18 protein-coding genes are annotated in these 16,813 nt (G+C 63.2%); 11 read left to right on the top strand and 7 right to left on the bottom strand.

Annotation, left to right across the window (positions count from 1 at the left end):
- From NKJ06_RS29490 to NKJ06_RS29470, 5 genes are all read right to left on the bottom strand, one after another.
- Nucleotides 1-888, bottom strand: an 888-nt coding sequence (locus NKJ06_RS29490; protein WP_352811607.1) for a transposase, incomplete at its 3' end; no start/stop codon positions are given.
- 148 nt (nucleotides 889-1,036) lie between these two features.
- Nucleotides 1,037-1,909, bottom strand: coding sequence for an MBL fold metallo-hydrolase (locus tag NKJ06_RS29485; RefSeq protein ID WP_352632776.1), 873 nt, complete (start codon nucleotides 1,907-1,909; stop codon nucleotides 1,037-1,039).
- A 153-nt stretch (nucleotides 1,910-2,062) separates the two neighbouring features.
- Nucleotides 2,063-2,722 carry a peroxiredoxin gene (locus tag NKJ06_RS29480; protein ID WP_352632777.1) on the bottom strand — a complete coding sequence of 220 codons (660 nt, stop codon included), beginning with the start codon at nucleotides 2,720-2,722 and terminating at the stop codon, nucleotides 2,063-2,065.
- A gap of 220 nt (nucleotides 2,723-2,942) precedes the next feature.
- Nucleotides 2,943-3,308: a cell division protein ZapA gene (locus NKJ06_RS29475; RefSeq protein ID WP_352632778.1), complete on the bottom strand. Its 366-nt coding sequence runs from the start codon at nucleotides 3,306-3,308 to the stop codon at nucleotides 2,943-2,945.
- A 20-nt stretch (nucleotides 3,309-3,328) separates the two neighbouring features.
- Entirely contained in the window at nucleotides 3,329-3,601 is a 273-nt protein-coding gene (locus NKJ06_RS29470) for a DUF4164 domain-containing protein (protein ID WP_013529251.1), read from the bottom strand.
- 263 nt (nucleotides 3,602-3,864) lie between these two features.
- On the opposite strand from NKJ06_RS29470, the gene tkt reads away from it, so the two are divergent.
- From tkt to NKJ06_RS29435, 7 genes are all read left to right on the top strand, one after another.
- A complete protein-coding gene (gene tkt, locus NKJ06_RS29465; protein ID WP_352632779.1) occupies nucleotides 3,865-5,856 on the top strand; it encodes a transketolase in 1,992 nt (663 codons plus the stop codon).
- Nucleotides 5,857-6,067: 211 nt separating this feature from the next.
- Nucleotides 6,068-7,078, top strand: coding sequence for a type I glyceraldehyde-3-phosphate dehydrogenase (gene gap, locus NKJ06_RS29460; RefSeq protein ID WP_352632780.1), 1,011 nt, complete (start codon nucleotides 6,068-6,070; stop codon nucleotides 7,076-7,078).
- A 212-nt stretch (nucleotides 7,079-7,290) separates the two neighbouring features.
- The gene (locus NKJ06_RS29455; protein ID WP_352632781.1) at nucleotides 7,291-9,180 is read left to right on the top strand and encodes a potassium/proton antiporter; all 1,890 of its coding nucleotides are present in this window, start codon (nucleotides 7,291-7,293) and stop codon (nucleotides 9,178-9,180) included.
- Nucleotides 9,181-9,327: 147 nt separating this feature from the next.
- Nucleotides 9,328-10,524, top strand: a complete 1,197-nt coding sequence (locus NKJ06_RS29450; protein WP_352632782.1) for a phosphoglycerate kinase — start codon at nucleotides 9,328-9,330, stop codon at nucleotides 10,522-10,524.
- Between the two features lie 209 nt (nucleotides 10,525-10,733).
- The gene (locus NKJ06_RS29445; protein WP_352632783.1) at nucleotides 10,734-11,759 is read left to right on the top strand and encodes a class I fructose-bisphosphate aldolase; all 1,026 of its coding nucleotides are present in this window, start codon (nucleotides 10,734-10,736) and stop codon (nucleotides 11,757-11,759) included.
- A gap of 256 nt (nucleotides 11,760-12,015) precedes the next feature.
- Nucleotides 12,016-12,756, top strand: coding sequence for a DUF899 domain-containing protein (locus tag NKJ06_RS29440; RefSeq protein WP_352632784.1), 741 nt, complete (start codon nucleotides 12,016-12,018; stop codon nucleotides 12,754-12,756).
- Between the two features lie 62 nt (nucleotides 12,757-12,818).
- Nucleotides 12,819-13,532 carry an SGNH/GDSL hydrolase family protein gene (locus NKJ06_RS29435; RefSeq protein WP_352632785.1) on the top strand — a complete coding sequence of 238 codons (714 nt, stop codon included), beginning with the start codon at nucleotides 12,819-12,821 and terminating at the stop codon, nucleotides 13,530-13,532.
- A 33-nt stretch (nucleotides 13,533-13,565) separates the two neighbouring features.
- On the opposite strand, the gene NKJ06_RS29430 is transcribed toward NKJ06_RS29435, so the two are convergent.
- Nucleotides 13,566-13,727, bottom strand: coding sequence for a hypothetical protein (locus NKJ06_RS29430; RefSeq protein ID WP_023757423.1), 162 nt, complete (start codon nucleotides 13,725-13,727; stop codon nucleotides 13,566-13,568).
- A 117-nt stretch (nucleotides 13,728-13,844) separates the two neighbouring features.
- Nucleotides 13,845-14,792, bottom strand: a complete 948-nt coding sequence (locus tag NKJ06_RS29425) for a ring-cleaving dioxygenase (protein WP_352632786.1) — start codon at nucleotides 14,790-14,792, stop codon at nucleotides 13,845-13,847.
- A 309-nt stretch (nucleotides 14,793-15,101) separates the two neighbouring features.
- Here NKJ06_RS29425 and NKJ06_RS29420 point away from each other — a divergent pair, with 309 nt between their 5' ends.
- The 4 genes from NKJ06_RS29420 to NKJ06_RS29405 all read left to right on the top strand — a co-directional run.
- Nucleotides 15,102-15,269 carry a hypothetical protein gene (locus tag NKJ06_RS29420; protein ID WP_352632787.1) on the top strand — a complete coding sequence of 56 codons (168 nt, stop codon included), beginning with the start codon at nucleotides 15,102-15,104 and terminating at the stop codon, nucleotides 15,267-15,269.
- 96 nt (nucleotides 15,270-15,365) lie between these two features.
- On the top strand, nucleotides 15,366-15,956 hold the full coding sequence (locus NKJ06_RS29415) for a DJ-1/PfpI family protein (protein ID WP_352632788.1): 591 nt from the start codon (nucleotides 15,366-15,368) through the stop codon (nucleotides 15,954-15,956).
- 95 nt (nucleotides 15,957-16,051) lie between these two features.
- A complete protein-coding gene (locus NKJ06_RS29410) occupies nucleotides 16,052-16,276 on the top strand; it encodes a hypothetical protein (protein WP_352632789.1) in 225 nt (74 codons plus the stop codon).
- Between the two features lie 166 nt (nucleotides 16,277-16,442).
- A partial coding sequence (locus NKJ06_RS29405; RefSeq protein ID WP_352811603.1) for a helix-turn-helix transcriptional regulator occupies nucleotides 16,443-16,813 on the top strand: 371 nt, incomplete at its 3' end.

Raw genomic sequence — 16,813 nt, 5'->3', positions numbered from 1 at the left:
GACCGAGGTCAGCAGCATGACGAAGCCCGCGGCAATGAGGGTCATCGGCTGCAGCCTGTTGCTGCAGCGGCGCTGATTGCCCCGCTTTGCCACCTTCTGGGCCCTTTGCGTGGCCTTCTCATCCTTGCGCTTGACGATGAGCCTTGCCCGCAAGGGCGGCCCGTCTTGACCCTTGCGACGCCGTGAATGCTCCACGAGCACGTTCATCTCGCAAACCTCATCAGGCTGCATGGGCTCATAGATGGCGTTCCAGTCGACCCGTTGCCCGTCGGGCGTGGTCAGCCGAACACTGGTCCAGCCCGTGCGCACGATGAAGTCGGCACCCGCCGACACCACCTTTTCAAGGGACGGGGCGCGGGCGTAGGCGCGATCGCCAACAACAATGTCGCCTTGGCGCAGCGGAGCACGCAAGAAGCTTTCACCACCGCGCGCGTCGCTGATCTCCAGATGCGTGAAGCGCGCGAGCGCGGGTTCGTAGGTGGCATGCAGCCGCCAGTCCGTGCCGGCACTGCCGGGGTGCGAGATCGAACTGCCATCGACAACGCGCAGCCGGCGCCCCGTCGGCGCGGCGCTTTTGGCGCAAGCGTTTTGGAGCAAGGCGCCCGCAATGTCGCCGAGCCAATCGGCGGCGGCGCGCAAGCGCTTCAAAAGAGCAACGTCGGAAAGGCTCGCAATCTCGTTCACCCCGGCCCAGGCGGCAGCCGTGCGCAGGCTCATCCCACCGGGGCCATAGGCCAACGCCAAGCGCAGTAATGTCGCTGCGTCCGCAACATTGCGACGACGCACCAGCGCTCCCGTCGCCCGCGCCGTCGCATCAAGGTCAAGCGATTGCGACAGCCTCGATATCAGAGCCTGCCAGTCGGTTTCGATCGAATCATTCGTTCGCATCTGGCCCAGGAATCACATCTCGATTCCACCAGTCCACACCTAAGTTAGCGCCTATGGGGCAGCACCCCCCTCTGCCCTGCCGGGCATCTCCCCCGCAGGTGGGGAGATCGGACGCTTCACCGGCCGCGCCCGCCACAAAAAATACCCCTCAAAGCCCATCCAGCGGAAACTTCAAATACCGCCGGCCATTCGCCTCGGGCTCCGGCAGCCGTCCGCCATTCATGTTGACCTGCAGCGCATGCAGGATCAGCCGCGGCATCGGCAACGTCCTGTCACGAGCCTCTCGCAAGGCGACGAAATCGGCCTCGCTGCGCGCGGCGGCAAGATGGATGTTGGTCGCCTTCTGTGTGGTGACCGTGCTTTCCCATAAGGGCTCGCGGCCGCCGGCCTGATAATCATGGCCGACGAAGACGCGCGTCTCGTCCGGTAGTGCCAGGATGTCCTGGATCGAGCGCCAGAGCCGCGCGGCACTACCGCCGGGAAAATCCGTCCTCGCCGTGCCGCTGTCGGGCATGAACAGCGTATCGTGGACGAAAGCGGCATCGCCGACCACATAGGTGATCGAGGCCAACGTGTGCCCGGGCGAGAACAGCACCTTGACCGGAAGCGTGCCGACCTGGAAGGTTTCGCCTTCCGCAAAAAGCCTGTCCCACTGCGAACCGTCGGCGGGAAAATCCGGCCAGTTGTAGATCGCCTTCCACAGTTTCTGGACGCCGACGACCCTGTCGCCGATCGCCGTCGGTGCGCCGGTCTTCTCTCTCAGATAATGCGCCGCCGAGAAATGGTCGGCATGCGGATGGGTGTCGAGAATCCATTCGACGCTCAGCCCCTGCTCGCCGACGAAGTCGAGCAGGACATCGGCGTTCGTTGTTGCCGTGGCGCCGGATCTCTCGTCGAAATCGAGGATCGGATCGATGATGGCGCATCGCTTCGTCGCCTGGTCGGCGACGACATACTGAATGGCCCCGGTCGGCTTGTCGTAGAAGCCGCTGACCTGTGGCCTGGCCAAAGCTACGTCCAATTTCGGCTTCCCCAACCCTTGGTCCAACCCTCGGCTCGCAGGAATGATTTTCTCTGGCTGCACCCGAGAAGAGCATGGTTGTCCGCTCGGGTGGTCCAGTCAAGGTTCATTTCGCTCGCAGCGGCGAGAAAGCCAAAAACTGTTCCGAAGCGATCAGGCGGATGGCTGCTTGGTCTTCCTGAGATAGGGCAGGATGGTCTCATAAGCGCCGAAACGCTTGATCGCATCCTCGTTGGAAACGGCGGCGGTGATGATGACGTCCTCGCCCTGCTTCCAGTTCGCCGGCGTCGCCACCTGGTGTTTGGCGGTCAGCTGCATGGAATCGACCGCGCGCAGGATCTCGTCGAAGTTGCGGCCCGTGGTCATCGGGTAAGTCAGCACCAGCTTAATCTTCTTGTCCGGCCCGATGACGTAGACCGAGCGCACTGTGGCGTTGTCGGCCGGCGTGCGGCCTTCCGACGTTTCACCGGCACCGGCGGGCAGCATGTCATAGAGCTTGGCGACCTTGAGGTCTTTGTCGCCGATCAGGGGATAGTGCACCGTTTGGCCAGTCGCCGTCTTGATGTCGGCCTGCCACTTGTCATGGCTCGCGACCGGATCGACCGAAATGCCGATGATCTTGACGTTGCGCTTCTTGAACTCACCCTCCAGCCCAGCCATCGTGCCAAGCTCGGTCGTGCAGACCGGCGTGAAATTCTTCGGGTGGCTGAACAGGATCGCCCAGCCGTCGCCGATCCATTCATGGAAGTTGATCGTCCCTTGCGTGGTCTCGGCGGTGAAATCCGGCGCGATATCGTTGATACGAAGGCTCATGGCACATCTCCCCTGTAAACAGATTCCGCCAGAAGCAAGAGGCGGCAAACCATGGCCGCCATCACATGTCCACGCTCCGGCAATCGCCGCATATTAGCGCAAAAATTGCGGCCGCGAGATAATATCAAACTCTTGTCGGCGGCAGAGCGAGAATTTTCATGCTGCCGGGGGCACCGCCAGCGGATGAGAGCTTTGGTTTGAACTCGAAGTGCGCGCTGCCTCAGGTCTTGTTGACCGCCAGGGTCGCCGTCAGGTCTTCCATGCGCTGTGCCAGCGCGCCAAGCGCGTTGGTCAGCACGCTGTCGTTCTTGTCGGCCTTGGTCAGCGCATCGTCGCGCGTCTTGCGCAAGGTCAGCACTTCGGTTTCCATGCCCTTGACGCGTTTCTGCAGCTCCGAAAGCTCGTCCATCACCATGATGCCGGCCATCACCGTCAGCCGCTGGTCGCCGATCTCGCCAAAGGAGTCCTTCAGATGCGAGACATAGCGGTCGAAACGTTCGGCAAGGTCGATCAGATGCTCTTCCTGGCCCTCGTCGCAGGCCATCCGATACTGTTTGCCGTCGATGGAAACGGTGACTTGAGCCATGAGCCTACCTGTCCAGCCCCCTACCTGTCCAACACAGCGCGGATGGTTTCCATGGCGGTCACCAGCCGTCGCGACACTTCCTTGTTGGCGTCTTCCAGCCGTTCGGCGCGTGCTTCGGAATTGTCGAGTTCCTGCGCCAGCCGGGAGCGATCGGCATTCATCCGCTGCACTTCGGCCTCGGCTTCCGAGTAATCGCGTTCATGCTCGAGCTTGGCCGCGACGGCGTTTTCCAGCCCCTCGATGGCCTTGCCCAGCCTGGCTATAACTTCCTTGAGTGTGGCTTCCCCGGTCATGGCCTTCGTCCTGTGCCCTGCCCATCACCGAATCGTTCGCGTTCAGAACGCGTTATCTCCGAAACATTAGGCACCGGGTGAAGGCAACGTCAACAAAGCTCTCGCGACTGTCCCCTGCTAACGCTAATGTAGACCCGCCGCCGGCATCACAAGACCGGCAAATGTGCACCCGATTTGTTGACTAAAAGCGCGCGCCTGCTATGTGTCGCGCACCCTTTTCAAGGGCTCTCCCAAGCCCCCAAACCCCCACTTCTGGAGGAACCATGACGTCGCGTGAACAACATGACCGGATGGCCAATGCGATCCGCTTTCTCTCCATGGACGCCGTCGAGAAGGCAAATTCCGGCCATCCCGGCCTGCCCATGGGCTGCGCCGACATCGCCACGGTGCTGTTCACGCGCTTCCTGAAATATGATTCCAAGGCCCCGCACTGGGCCGACCGCGACCGTTTCATCCTGTCGGCCGGCCATGGCTCGATGCTGCTCTATTCGCTGCTGCATTTGACCGGCTACGAAGACATGACCATCGACCAGATCAAGCACTTCCGCCAGTTGGGCTCGAAGACCGCCGGACACCCCGAATACGGCCATGCCACCGGCATCGAGACGACGACCGGCCCGCTCGGCCAGGGCCTGGCCAATTCGGTCGGCTTCGCGCTCGGCGAACGCATCATGAACGCCGCATTCGGCAATGACCTCGTCGATCACTACACCTATGTGCTCGCTGGCGACGGCTGCCTGATGGAAGGTGTTTCCCAGGAAGCCATCGCGCTTGCCGGCCACCTCAAGCTCAACAAGCTGATCGTCTTCTGGGACAACAACAACATCTCAATCGACGGTCCGGTGTCGCTGTCCGACACTACGGATCAGGTCGCCCGCTTCCAGGCCTCCGGCTGGAACGCCAGCCATATTGACGGCACCGATCCGGAAGCCATCGCCTATGCCATCGAAGCCGCCCGTCATTCCGACAAGCCGACGATGATCGCTTGCAAGACGACCATTGGCTTCGGCGCGCCGACCAAGGCCGGCACCAACAAGGCGCACGGTTCGCCGCTCGGTGCCGACGAGATCGCCGGCGCACGGAAGTTCTTCAACTGGGATTCGCCGCCCTTCGAGATTCCGGCTGACATCCTCGACGCCTGGCGCTCCGCCGGCAGAGCCGGCGTCAAGGCGCGCACAGACTGGGAAGGCCGCCTGGCCAAGGCCGACGCAAAGCTGAAGGCCGAGTTCGAGCGCCGCATCGATGGCAAGCTGCCGTCTAATTTCGACGCCGTCATTGCCGACTACAAGAAGAAGCTCTCTACCGACAAGCCGAAGGTCGCCACCCGCAAATCGTCCGAGATGGCGCTGGAGGTCATCAACGGCGCCGTGCCCGAGACCATCGGCGGTTCGGCCGACCTGACCGGCTCCAACAACACCAAGACCAGCCAGACCAAGAACATCACATCAGACGACTACGGCCAGCGCTATGTCCACTACGGCATCCGTGAGCACGGCATGGCCGCCGCTATCAACGGCCTGACGCTGCATGGCGGTCTCATCGCCTATGGCGGCACCTTCCTGTGCTTCTCCGACTATGCCCGTCCGTCGATGCGGCTTTCCTCGCTGATGGGCATCCGCTCGATCTTCGTCATGACCCATGATTCAATCGGTCTGGGCGAAGACGGTCCGACCCACCAGCCGGTCGAACATCTGGCCGCATTGCGCGCTATCCCCAACCACAATGTCTTCCGTCCGGCCGATGCGGTCGAGGCCGCCGAATGCTGGCAGTTGGCGATCGAGTCGGAAAAGACGCCGTCGACCTTGGCGCTGACCCGCCAGAACCTGCCGACGGTCCGCACCGAATTCGTCGCCGATAATCTCAGCGGCCGGGGAGCCTACGAACTGGCCGCAGCCAATGGCGAGGCGGCGGTGACTATTTTTGCCACCGGCTCCGAAGTCGAGATCGCGCTCGGCGCCCGCGACCTGCTGGAAAAGCATGGCCACCCGACCCGCGTCGTCTCGGTTCCCTGCTTCGAACTGTTCGACAAGCAGGGCGACGACTACCGCAAGAAGACGATCGGCAACGCGCCGGTGAAAATGGCGATCGAAGCCGGCATCCGCCAGGGCTGGGATCATTTCATCGGTTCCGACGGCATCTTCGTCGGCATGACCGGCTTCGGCGCTTCGGGCACGATCGAGCAGCTCTATCCGCATTTCGGCATCACCGCCGAAGCCGCTGCCAAGGCAGCGGAAGCCCGCCTGCATACCAAGTAGGGCCTGTGCACGTCGCCCAAAAGCGTACCACGGTTTTGGGTAACGGCATGCACGAAACAAAAGGGGCCCGGCGAAACCGCGCAAAGCGATTTCGCCGCGCTGGCCCAACCTAATCGATTTAAATCCACGTCGCCGCGGCTGGATTCTTTCCGCTTCCGCCGCTATGAAACTGCGGACCCATCGTCTGCCCTCAGCTCCCAGGGAGAGAATAATGACCGTCAGAGTTGCCATCAACGGATTCGGCCGCATCGGCCGCAACATCCTGCGCGCCATCCATGAATCCGGCCGCAGGGACATCGACGTCGTCGCCGTCAACGACCTCGGCCCGGTCGAGACGAATGCGCACCTGTTGCGCTACGACAGCGTGCATGGCCGCTTCCCGCACGAAGTTTCGGTTTCCGGCGACCAGATCACCGTTGGCAAGGAGACGTTCAAGGTCACCGCCATCAAGGATCCGACGCAGCTGCCGTGGAAGGAACTCGGCATCGACATCGCGCTCGAATGCACCGGCATCTTCACCGCCCGCGACAAGGCGGCCGCGCATCTGACCGCCGGCGCCAAGCGCGTCATCGTCTCGGCCCCGGCCGAAGGCGCCGACCTCACAGTCGTCTACGGCATCAACCACGATCAGCTGACCAAGGACCACATCGTCATCTCGAATGCCTCGTGCACCACCAACTGCCTGGCGCCGCTTGCAGCCGTGCTGCACGAGACGGTCGGCATCGAAAAGGGCATGATGACGACGATCCATTCCTACACCGGCGACCAGCCGACGCTGGACACCATGCACAAGGATCTCTACCGCGGCCGCGCCGCCGCGCTGTCGCAGATCCCGACCTCGACCGGCGCCGCCAAGGCGATCGGCCTGGTGCTCCCCGATCTCAAGGGCAAGCTCGACGGCATCTCGATCCGCGTGCCGACCCCGAACGTCTCGGTCGTCGACTTCAAGTTCATCGCGAAGCGTTCGACCACGGTGCAGGAGATCAACGACGCGGTGATCGCCGCCTCCAACGGCAAGCTGAAGGGCATTCTCGGCGTCACCCATCACCCGAACGTGTCGATCGACTTCAACCATGATCCGCGTTCCTCGATCGTGGCGCTCGACCAGACCAAGGTGATGGACGGCAACTTCGTTTCGGTGCTGTCCTGGTACGACAATGAATGGGGGTTCTCCAACCGCATGGGCGACACCGCGGTCGCTTTCGGCAAGACCATCGCCTGATCGCAGAGCTCTCTTTTCGAGACCTGAAGCGCCCGGCTTTGTCCGGGCGTTTTTCATGAGGGCGGCCTGCGCCTTCCTGTGTCCTGAGTGCCAAAACGCCCAAAAATCAGCAGCATAGAGCAAAAAACCACCCCGCCGCCTTGCACTGGTCATGTCTTCGCCCCACTCTGCCGTGAAGCGAGGGAAAGAGGAATTCGAGGGGCAAATCACGGATGGAGCATGCGATCTATCTCGTCACGCTGGTCGGCACAGCGCTTGTCGTCGCCGCCGCCTTTTCGAGCCTGATCGCCTTCCGCTTCGGCGCCCCTCTTCTGCTCCTGTTTCTTTGCATTGGCCTGGCCACCGGCACCGACGGTCTCGGCATCGAGTTCGACAACGCCCGCATCGCCTATTTTGCCGGCTCACTGGCGCTCGCCGTCATCCTGTTCGATTCCGGGTTCGGCACGCCGCTCAACGCCTTGCGGCAGGCTGCAGGCCCGGCCCTGTCGCTGGCGACCTTCGGCGTGCTTGTCACGACCGGCCTGTTCGGCGCCGCCGCCCACTATCTGCTCGACCTCACCTGGCTGGAATCCTTCCTGCTCGGCGCCGCCGTCGCCTCCACCGATGCAGCGGCCGTGTTCTTCCTGTTGCGCGCCGGCGAGATCAATCTGCGCGAACGCGTGCGCTCGACGCTTGAGGTGGAATCCGGAACCAACGACCCGATCGCCATCTTCCTGACCATCACCCTGGTCGAGATCATCGCCGCCCACGCCAACCCCGAGACCAATGTCCTGGTCACCAGCCTGTTCCTCGGCTTCCTGCTCAACATGGGCCTCGGCGCCGTCGTCGGCGTGCTTGGCGGCCTCGCCATCGTGCGTCTCGTCGACCGGCTCAACCTCGATCACGGCCTGCTGCCGATCTTCGTGCTGACCTTGTCGCTGATGGTGTTTGCCGCTGCCGGCGCCATTGGCGGCTCAGGCTTCCTGGCGGTCTATATCGCCGGCCTCATCGCCGGCAATTCCGACATCCGCGCCGTCACCATCCTCAAGCGCTTCCAGGACGGCATGTCGTGGCTGGCGCAGATCATCATGTTCCTCATCCTCGGCCTGTTCGCGACGCCATCGCAGTTTCCGGCGATCATGGTGCCGGCGGTGCTGCTCGGCCTGTTCCTGATGTTCGTGGCACGGCCGATTGCGGTCTGGCTGTGCCTGATCCCGTTCCGTCTGCCGCGCCCCGAAGTCGCCTTCGTCTCCTGGGTCGGCCTGCGCGGTGCGGTGTCGATCCTGCTCGCCATCACCCCGCTGCTCGGCGGCCTGGAAAACGGCCGCGTCATCTTCAACACCGCCTTCATCATCGTGCTGGTGTCGCTGGTCATCCAGGGCTGGACGGTCGGACCGCTGGCCCGCCGCCTCGGTCTGATCGTCCCGGCCCGCCTTGGCCCGCTGGACAAGGTCGAGCTGGAACTGCCGGGCTCAGCCCACCACGAGCTTCTTGCCTATCGCGTCGCCCCCGGCAGCCCGGTGGCGCGCGGCGAGCGCATACCGCGCTGGGCACGGCCTTCGCTGGTGCTGCGTGACGGCCGCTCGATGCGCTTTCAAGACATGGGCCGGCTCGCCGCCGGCGACCAGGTCTACATCTTCGTGCCGGACCGCTATCCGCGCCTGCTCGACAAGCTCTTCGCCAGCCGCGCCGTGGTCGATCCCGAGGACGCCGATTTCTTCGGTGCCTTCGCCGTCGATCCGGCACGCTCCGCCGCCGAACTGGAAATAGCCTATGCGCCCGGGCTCACCGACGTGGAGCAGCAAATGACCGTCGGCGCGCTGGTCACGGCGCGGCTCGGCGGCCATGCCGAATATGCCGACCGGGTGCTGATCGGGCCGATCGAGCTGATCGTTCGCGACGTCGACGACAAGGGCAAGATCACAGGCCTTGGCCTTTCCTTCGAACCGACCGCGCCGGTGGCCCGGGTGCCGGTTTTCCTCAGCGCCGGCGAAATCGCCGACCGTCTCTCCACCTTCATCCGCAACTGGCGCAAGCCGACCCAGACGAAGATGACCGAGGTGCGAGCAGACGAGAAACCGACGCCGGATCCCGCGCCGGAAAAGACAGCGACCGAACACTGACAACTTCGATTGTGAGCGCTGCCCTTAATCCGCCCACGGCACAAAATCGTCCCGGCTTCGAAAATTCGTTTCGAAGCCGGGCTCAAGCCTTGCATCATCATCGATGCGAGGTATGGTCCCGGCGATTTTCCACGGAAAGGAACCCGCATGGCCGTCTTCAAGACACTCGACGATATCGGCAACATCAGCGGCAAGCGTGTGCTGGTGCGCGTCGACCTCAACGTGCCCGTCACTGAGGGCAAGGTCACCGACGCCACCCGCATCGAACGCATCGCGCCGACCATCGCGGAACTGTCCGGCAAGGGCGCCAAGGTCATCCTGCTTGCGCATTTCGGCCGGCCCAAGGATGGCCCCTCGCCCGAATTCTCGCTGGAGCCTATAGCCAGGGCAACGGCTGACGTGCTCGGCCGCCCCGTCGGCTTCGCCAGTGACTGCGTCGGCGACACCGCGGCAAGCGCCGTCGCCGCCATGAACAAGGGCGATGTGCTGCTGCTTGAAAACACCCGCTTCTACAAGGCCGAGGAAAAGAACGATCCGGCCTTCACCGAAAAGCTTGCCGCCAATGGCGACATCTTCGTCAACGACGCCTTTTCCGCCGCGCACCGCGCCCATTCGTCGACCGAGGGGCTGGCGCATCTGCTGCCGGCCTTTGCCGGCCGCACCATGCAGGCCGAACTCGAAGCGCTGGAGAAGGGTCTGGGCAATCCTGTCCGTCCGGTTGTCGCCATCGTCGGCGGCGCCAAGGTCTCGACCAAGATCGACCTGCTGATGAACCTGGTGAAGAAGGTCGACGCACTGGTCATCGGTGGCGGCATGGCCAACACCTTCCTTGCAGCGCGCGGCACCGATGTTGGCAAATCGCTGTGCGAGCATGATCTCGCCACGACCGCCAAGCAGATCATGATCGAGGCCGCCGAGGCCGGCTGCGCCATCATCCTGCCGGTCGACGGCGTCGTCGCCAAGGAATTCAAGGCGGGCGCTGCCTGCGAGACCGTCGCCATCTCGGATGTGCCGGCAGACGGCATGATCCTCGATGTCGGCGCCAAAACCGTGACGACCATCGGCGAATGGATCGACCGCGCCGCGACACTGGTATGGAACGGCCCGCTCGGCGCCTTCGAGATCGCACCCTTCGACCATGCGACGGTGGCGGCGGCAAAGCACGCGGCTCAGCGCACCAGGGCCGGCAAGCTGGTCTCCGTTGCCGGCGGCGGCGATACGGTGGCGGCCCTCAACCATGCCGGTGTCGCCGACGACTTCACCTATGTCTCGACCGCCGGCGGCGCCTTCCTGGAATGGATGGAAGGCAAGCCGCTGCCCGGCGTCGATGTGCTGAAACGCTAAAACAATTTCAGGAAAAGGGTGAAACGGTTTTCCCGGGAAAAGCGCATAGCGCTTTCCCTTGGGAATTGCGGCTAAACCAAACAACCCGATCAACACTAGGAGAGCGAACAAGGGCGCCGGAAGCTTTCAATCGATTCGAGCTTTCCGATGCCATTCCTTTGGCGGTAGACTTCCGTTAAGCGCGGAACAACCGTTTCAGGAGAAGCAGAATGAGCGAACGTCTCGAAGACATTGCCGCCGCGATCGTCGCCGATGGCAAGGGCCTGCTGGCCGCCGACGAAAGTTCCGGCACCATCAAGAAGCGCTTCGACGTCATCGGCGTCGAATCGACCGCCGACAGCCGCCGCGACTACCGCGAGATGATGTTCCGCACCAGGGATGCGATGACCCGGTACATTTCCGGCGTCATCCTCTACGACGAGACGATCCGCCAGAAAGCCGCCGACGGCACGCCGCTGGTCGACATCATCAAGGCGGCCGGCGCCATACCCGGCATCAAGGTCGACGCCGGCGCCAAGCCTCTGGCCGGCTTTCCCGGCGACACCATCACCGAGGGCCTCGACGGCCTGCGCGAGCGCCTTGCCGACTACTACAAGCTCGGCGCGCGCTTCGCCAAATGGCGCGCGGTGATCGACATCGACATCGGCAGGGGCGTGCCCTCGGCCAATTCGATCGGTTCGAACACCCATGCACTCGCCCGCTATGCGGCCCTTTGCCAGGAGGCCGGCATCGTGCCGATCGTCGAGCCGGAAGTGCTGATGGACGGCGCACACGACATCGACACCTGCTACGACATCTCGAAGGCCACGCTGATCAAGCTCTACGACGAGCTCCATTCGGCGCGCGTCGTGCTCGAAGGCACCATCCTGAAGCCCAACATGGTGCTGGCGGGCAAGAAATCGGGCAAGGTGAGCAGCCCGGAAGAAGTCGCGGAAAAGACCATAAAGCTGTTTCGCCAGACCGTACCGGCAGCCGTGCCGGGCATCGCCTTCCTCTCCGGCGGCCAGGAGGACGAGGAAGCGACCGCCAACCTCAACGCCATCAACGCCATCGGCCCGCATCCGTGGAAGCTGACCTTCTCCTACGGCCGCGCGCTGCAGGCCGCGCCGCAGAAAGCCTGGAGCGGCAAGGCGTCGAACGTCGCCGCCGGCCAAGCCGCCTTCACCCATCGCGCCCATATGAACCACCTGGCGGCGCTTGGAAAATGGAAGGCGAGCCTGGAACAGGCCGCCTGATTGCAGTCCTTCCGTCTTCCTTCGAACCCGGGCCGATGCGCCCGGGTTTTTTGTTTGCGGCTTGGCCGGGCTTGGGACGGAGCCTCGTCGTCCTTATCTGCCAATCGGCGCTGGAGCATGATCCCGAAAAGTGGAATCCGGTTTTCTCTGACAAACGGAAACCGTTTGTCCAGAGATCATGCTCAAACAAACAGCCGGCGATGTCGGTTTGCGCCTGCCCCGAACGTCCTTGGGGATGACAGACAGGGAGAGTTTCATGCATCGCAACAAGGTCGTTTCGCGCGAAGACTGGTTCCAGGCGCACAAGGCGCATCTGGCGCGCGAGAAGGAACTGACACGGTTTCGCGAGCGGATCGCGGCTGAGCGGCGTGAACTGCCCTGGCTGAAGATCAGGAAGGACTATGTCTTCGAGACCGAGCAAGGGCCGAGGAAACTGGCCGACCTGTTTGCCAACAACAGCCAGCTGATCGTCTATCACTTCATGTTCGGGCCGGGTTGCAGCCATCATTGCCAGGGCTGCTCATTCCTTGCCGACCATATCGACGGCGCCAATCAGCACCTCAGGCATCACGACGTGTCGCTGGTCGTGGTTTCGCGCGCGCCGCTGGCGGAACTTCTGCCCTACAAGCAGCGCATGGGCTGGAAATTCGACTGGGTGTCATCCTATGCCTCGGATTTCAACTTCGACATGCAGGTTTCCTTCACCGACAGGCAGATCGCCGCCGGCGACACCACCTACAATTTCGAGACCCGTCCCCGAACATCGAAGGAGCTTCCCGGCACCAGTGTTTTCTACAGGGACGAGAACGGCGACACCTTCCTCACCTTCCTATCGCGCGCCCGCGGCGGCGAGGCGCTAATCGGCACGTATGATTATCTCGACATGACGCCGAAGGGCCGCAACGAAACCGGCCCCTATCACGGCCTGATGGACTGGGTGCGCTTGCACGACGAATATCAGGACAGACAGACAGCTCAGGCGAGTTGTTGCGATTGAAGATCGTTCACGTCAGCCCAAACATGCGCTAAGCCTGCCGCTGATCGTTTAACGGTATTGTCATGCGCCTCCCGGCCCTCCTCACCTGGCTCGCCTTCCCTGTCTATATCTGGCAGGGCCTCGGCGTGAGACGCCGCACCACGCGCATGCTGCCGGCTCAGGGGCCGGTCATGCACGATCTCGCCGGCACGGCACCGCCAATTTCGCTGCTGGTGCTGGGGGATTCCTCGGCCGCTTCGGTCGGCATCGGCAACTCCGAAAACGGGCTTGCCGCACAACTCGCCGTGCTGATTTGGCAGAGCACAGGCCGCGCCGTGCGCTGGCGCGCCGCCGGCTTCAATTCGGCGACGTCTGGCCAGATCCGCGACCATGTCCTGCCCAATCTGTCGGCCGATGCATGGACGCATATCGTGCTGGCCATCGGCACCAATGACACCAAGAATTTTCACTCGGTGCCGCGCTTCAAGAAGGAGTTCGGCGGCCTGCTCTACGCGCTGCGCGCCAAATGGCCGGAAGCGCGCGTGGTGTGGTCGCCGGTGCTGGAGTTCACGCGGGCGCCGGCCATGCCGCCGCTACTCGGAAAAATTCTTGAAATCCGCGCCAGCGAAATGAACCGGATGGGTGAACGCCTTTGCCTGGAGCGCGGCGCGGTGCCGGCGCCGCGCCTGCCAATCACAAATCCTGAGGCCGGCTTTGCCTCCGACGGCTTTCACGCCTCGGAAGCCGGCTACCGCGCCTGGGCCGAACATCTCGTCGGTCCGGTGCTGGCCATCTGAAGGGGTAGTAGCTGGCCTCGCCCGATGCGAGGCCTATGCCCAGTGCCCCAGCACGGCTGTTATGGAAATCGCCGCCATCGCCAGCAGCGCCAGCTTCCAGAAGTCGCTGCGCCGTTTCAGACCCGGCCAGCCGAGCGGCTTGATCAGCTGAATGACCATGATGCCAACAATGACGAGCGCGAGGAGTTTCGACATGCCGCCTTTGACCAGCAACGCGGCCGGCTGTCAAAGCACCTCGTTCGTTGCCTGAGAAAGAATGGGCGTCGCGATCCCGAACCGGAACGCGGCGCCCGCCCTTGACCGGAGAGCGGCCTATTTCAGCGGCTTGAGGCCGGCCTCGATCGAGGCGCGCTTCGGTTCGAGGAACGGCGGCAGGGCGAGGCTTTCACCCAGCTTTTCCAGCGGCTCGTCAGCGGTGAAGCCCGGCCCGTCGGTGGCGATCTCGAACAGGATGCCGTTCGGCTCGCGGAAATAGAGCGAGCGGAAGTAATAGCGCTCGACCTCGCCGCTCGACGGCAGCCGGAATTCGGCCAGCCGCGCCGTCCATTGATGCAGCGTCTCCTGGTCCGGCGCCCTGAAGGCGACATGGTGAACCGCACCCGCGCCTTGCCGTGCCGGCGCCAGTCCCGGCTGCACCAGAACATGCAATTCCGCCGCGGGCCCACCCTCTCCCATTTCGAAGACGTGAACCTGGCCCTCCGGCGACGCATACTCGCGTACCTTGCGCATGTTCATCACCCTGGTCACCACCGCCTCGGTGTTGGTGATATCAGGAACGCTGATGACGATCGGCCCGAGCCCGCGGATCTGGTGTTCGGCCGGCACCGGGCTCTGCGCCCAGGGATGGCTGTCGCCCTTGCCGCCGTCGCTGATGAGCCGCAGGCGCTGGCCCTCCGGGTCCTCGAAATCCAGACTGGGGTAGCCGCCGATGTCGGCGATCTCTCCTGTTACGATGCCTTCGTCTGCCAAGTGCTGCTTCCACCAGGCAAGGCTCTCATGGCTACGGACCCTGAGGCTGGTCCGCGCAATGCTGTGGGTGCCGCGCCGCTCCCGTCCGACCGGCCAGTCGAAGAAGGTGAGATCGGTGCCCGGTGTGGCTTCGCCATCGGCATAGAAGAGATGGTAGGCCGAGGTGTCGTCCTGGTTTACGGTCTTCTTGACCAGCCGCAGACCCAGCACCTTCGTGTAGAAGTGAACATTGCCCGGCGCATTGGCGGTGATGGCGGTCAGATGGTGGATACCTGTCAGTTGCAAGCTCATGGTCGTCTCCCTGTTTTGGGGAAGAATTTTCTCGCTTCATATCAGAACTGCGGCCACGTCGCTGAAGGCCTGCCTATCCGGACGGTCCGTCGCCGCAGGATGAACAATAGCGTCTCGATTTAATTGCCTCGGTGAACAATTGGATAGCTGTGGCCCTGCCGCGGGCAGAATGCGATGCAGCGAAAGCGATGCTTTCCTCGGGCGAGCGCGGCGGCCCGAACTATCATCGCATGCCCTGCCATCCTCCTGACAGACTGCTGTCAGGAGGGGTATGCGATAGTGTCTCCATCAGAAGAGAGGAGACCAGCCATGAACGGTTTTACCATTTTGCGCGGTATGCAGCACTATGTCGGCAAGATCCGCACGATGCGCAACGAGATCCGTACCCGGCGGCTCATGAACTCGCTGCCAGCGGACATTCGCAAGGATATCGGCTGGCCGGACATGTATGCCGACCGTGGCTTTCGCGGCAATTGAGACGAATTTTTCGACCCTGCGATTGGATGTGGGCGCTGAGACGCCCAGATAAGAAACCAAATAGCAGGTTTGGCGCGCGAGGGATGGAGCGAGCTTATGCCCGAACAGAAGACAATCGGCTTTCTTTTCATCGAAGGTTTTGCCGACTGGGAGTACGGGCTGCTGGCGGCTTCGGCGGTCGAATGGTTCGGCGCCCGCGCCGTATCGCTAGCACCTGACGGCAAGCCGGTGACCGGCATCAGCGGCTTCGGGCTGACGCCTGACCGTTCGGCCGAGGCGGATCAGAATACCGATCTCGATGCCATCGCCGTCATCGGCTCCGATCTGTGGTTCGGCAAGGCGCCCCCGGATGCGGCGGAACTGCTTACCGCCATTGCGTCGCGCGGCGGCGTGGTCGGCGGTATCTGCGCCGGCACGCTGGCACTGGCCCGTGCCGGCCTGTTCGAGAAAGCCAGGCACACCAGCAATGGCCGCGACTGGATCAACGGTCATGAGGCCGGCTATGCCGGCGACAGCAATTATCAGGATGTGCCGTATGCCGTGGCTGACGGCAAAATTGTTTCCGCGCCCGGTTCGGCGCCAGGTACCTTCGCGCTCGCCTTTCTCAACGCACTCTATCCAGAAAGAGGCAGCGACCTCGCCCAGATGCGAACGCTGTTCGCCAAGGAGTATGCTGAAGCCTCCTGACAGTATGCTGTCAGGAGGGACGTGCGATGGTGCGAGCCTCGGACACTGCGCATCGGCGGTCGAAAGGACGATCGATGAAGAGTTGGAACGGCAGATTGAACACACCTGGCATCAACGGCGCGCGCACGATGGCCGGCGCCGTCGAAGGTCAGCCGATGCTGCGTGCGTTGCGCACGCCGCTCGCCATCGAGCATGGCGCCGAAGTGACATGTCCGGTCACGATAGGCTATCATCTGCGCACGGTTGCCGAGGCCGCCAATGAGGATCTCGAGCGCGGCATGACGCTGAGCGACATCGCCCCCTTTCTGGCGCGTGCTTGATGCGTAGACGTCGACAACGAGTAAAACGAGTAAACTGTCCTTCGGCGCGAAATTCGTCGCCACGCAGCGCAAGCGCGAAGGGCTGAAGCCGTAATGCATGTCATCTGGAAGTGGATCCGGTCCCGGAGCCACGCCGTGCATGGGACCAACACTGGGGAGGCAAACGATGCGCCGCGCCGACAGGCTCTTTCAGATCGTGCAGCATCTGCGTGGTGGCCGTCTGGTCACCGCTCAGAAGCTCGGCACGTGGCTCGAGGTTTCCGAGCGAACCATCTACCGCGACATTGCCGACCTGCAGTCGACCGGTGTGCCGATCGACGGCGAGGCCGGCGTTGGCTACATGATGAGGGAGGGTTTCGACCTTCCGCCGCTGATGTTCACGCGTGACGAGATCGTCGCGCTGGTTGCCGGCGCCCGCATGGTGCGCGCCTTTGGCGGCGCTGCTATGGCGCGCGCCGCCGACGAGGCGCTGGTCAAGATCGGCGCCGTACTGCCCGAAGCCGAAAAGGACCGCATCGCCCGCACCGAGATCCACAC

It is taken from the genome of Mesorhizobium sp. M0293, from assembly GCF_040321735.1.
Taxonomy (GTDB): Bacteria; Pseudomonadota; Alphaproteobacteria; order Rhizobiales; family Rhizobiaceae; genus Mesorhizobium.
Note: the sequence above shows the minus strand (reverse complement) of the source record. Positions and strands in the feature narration are given on the sequence as shown.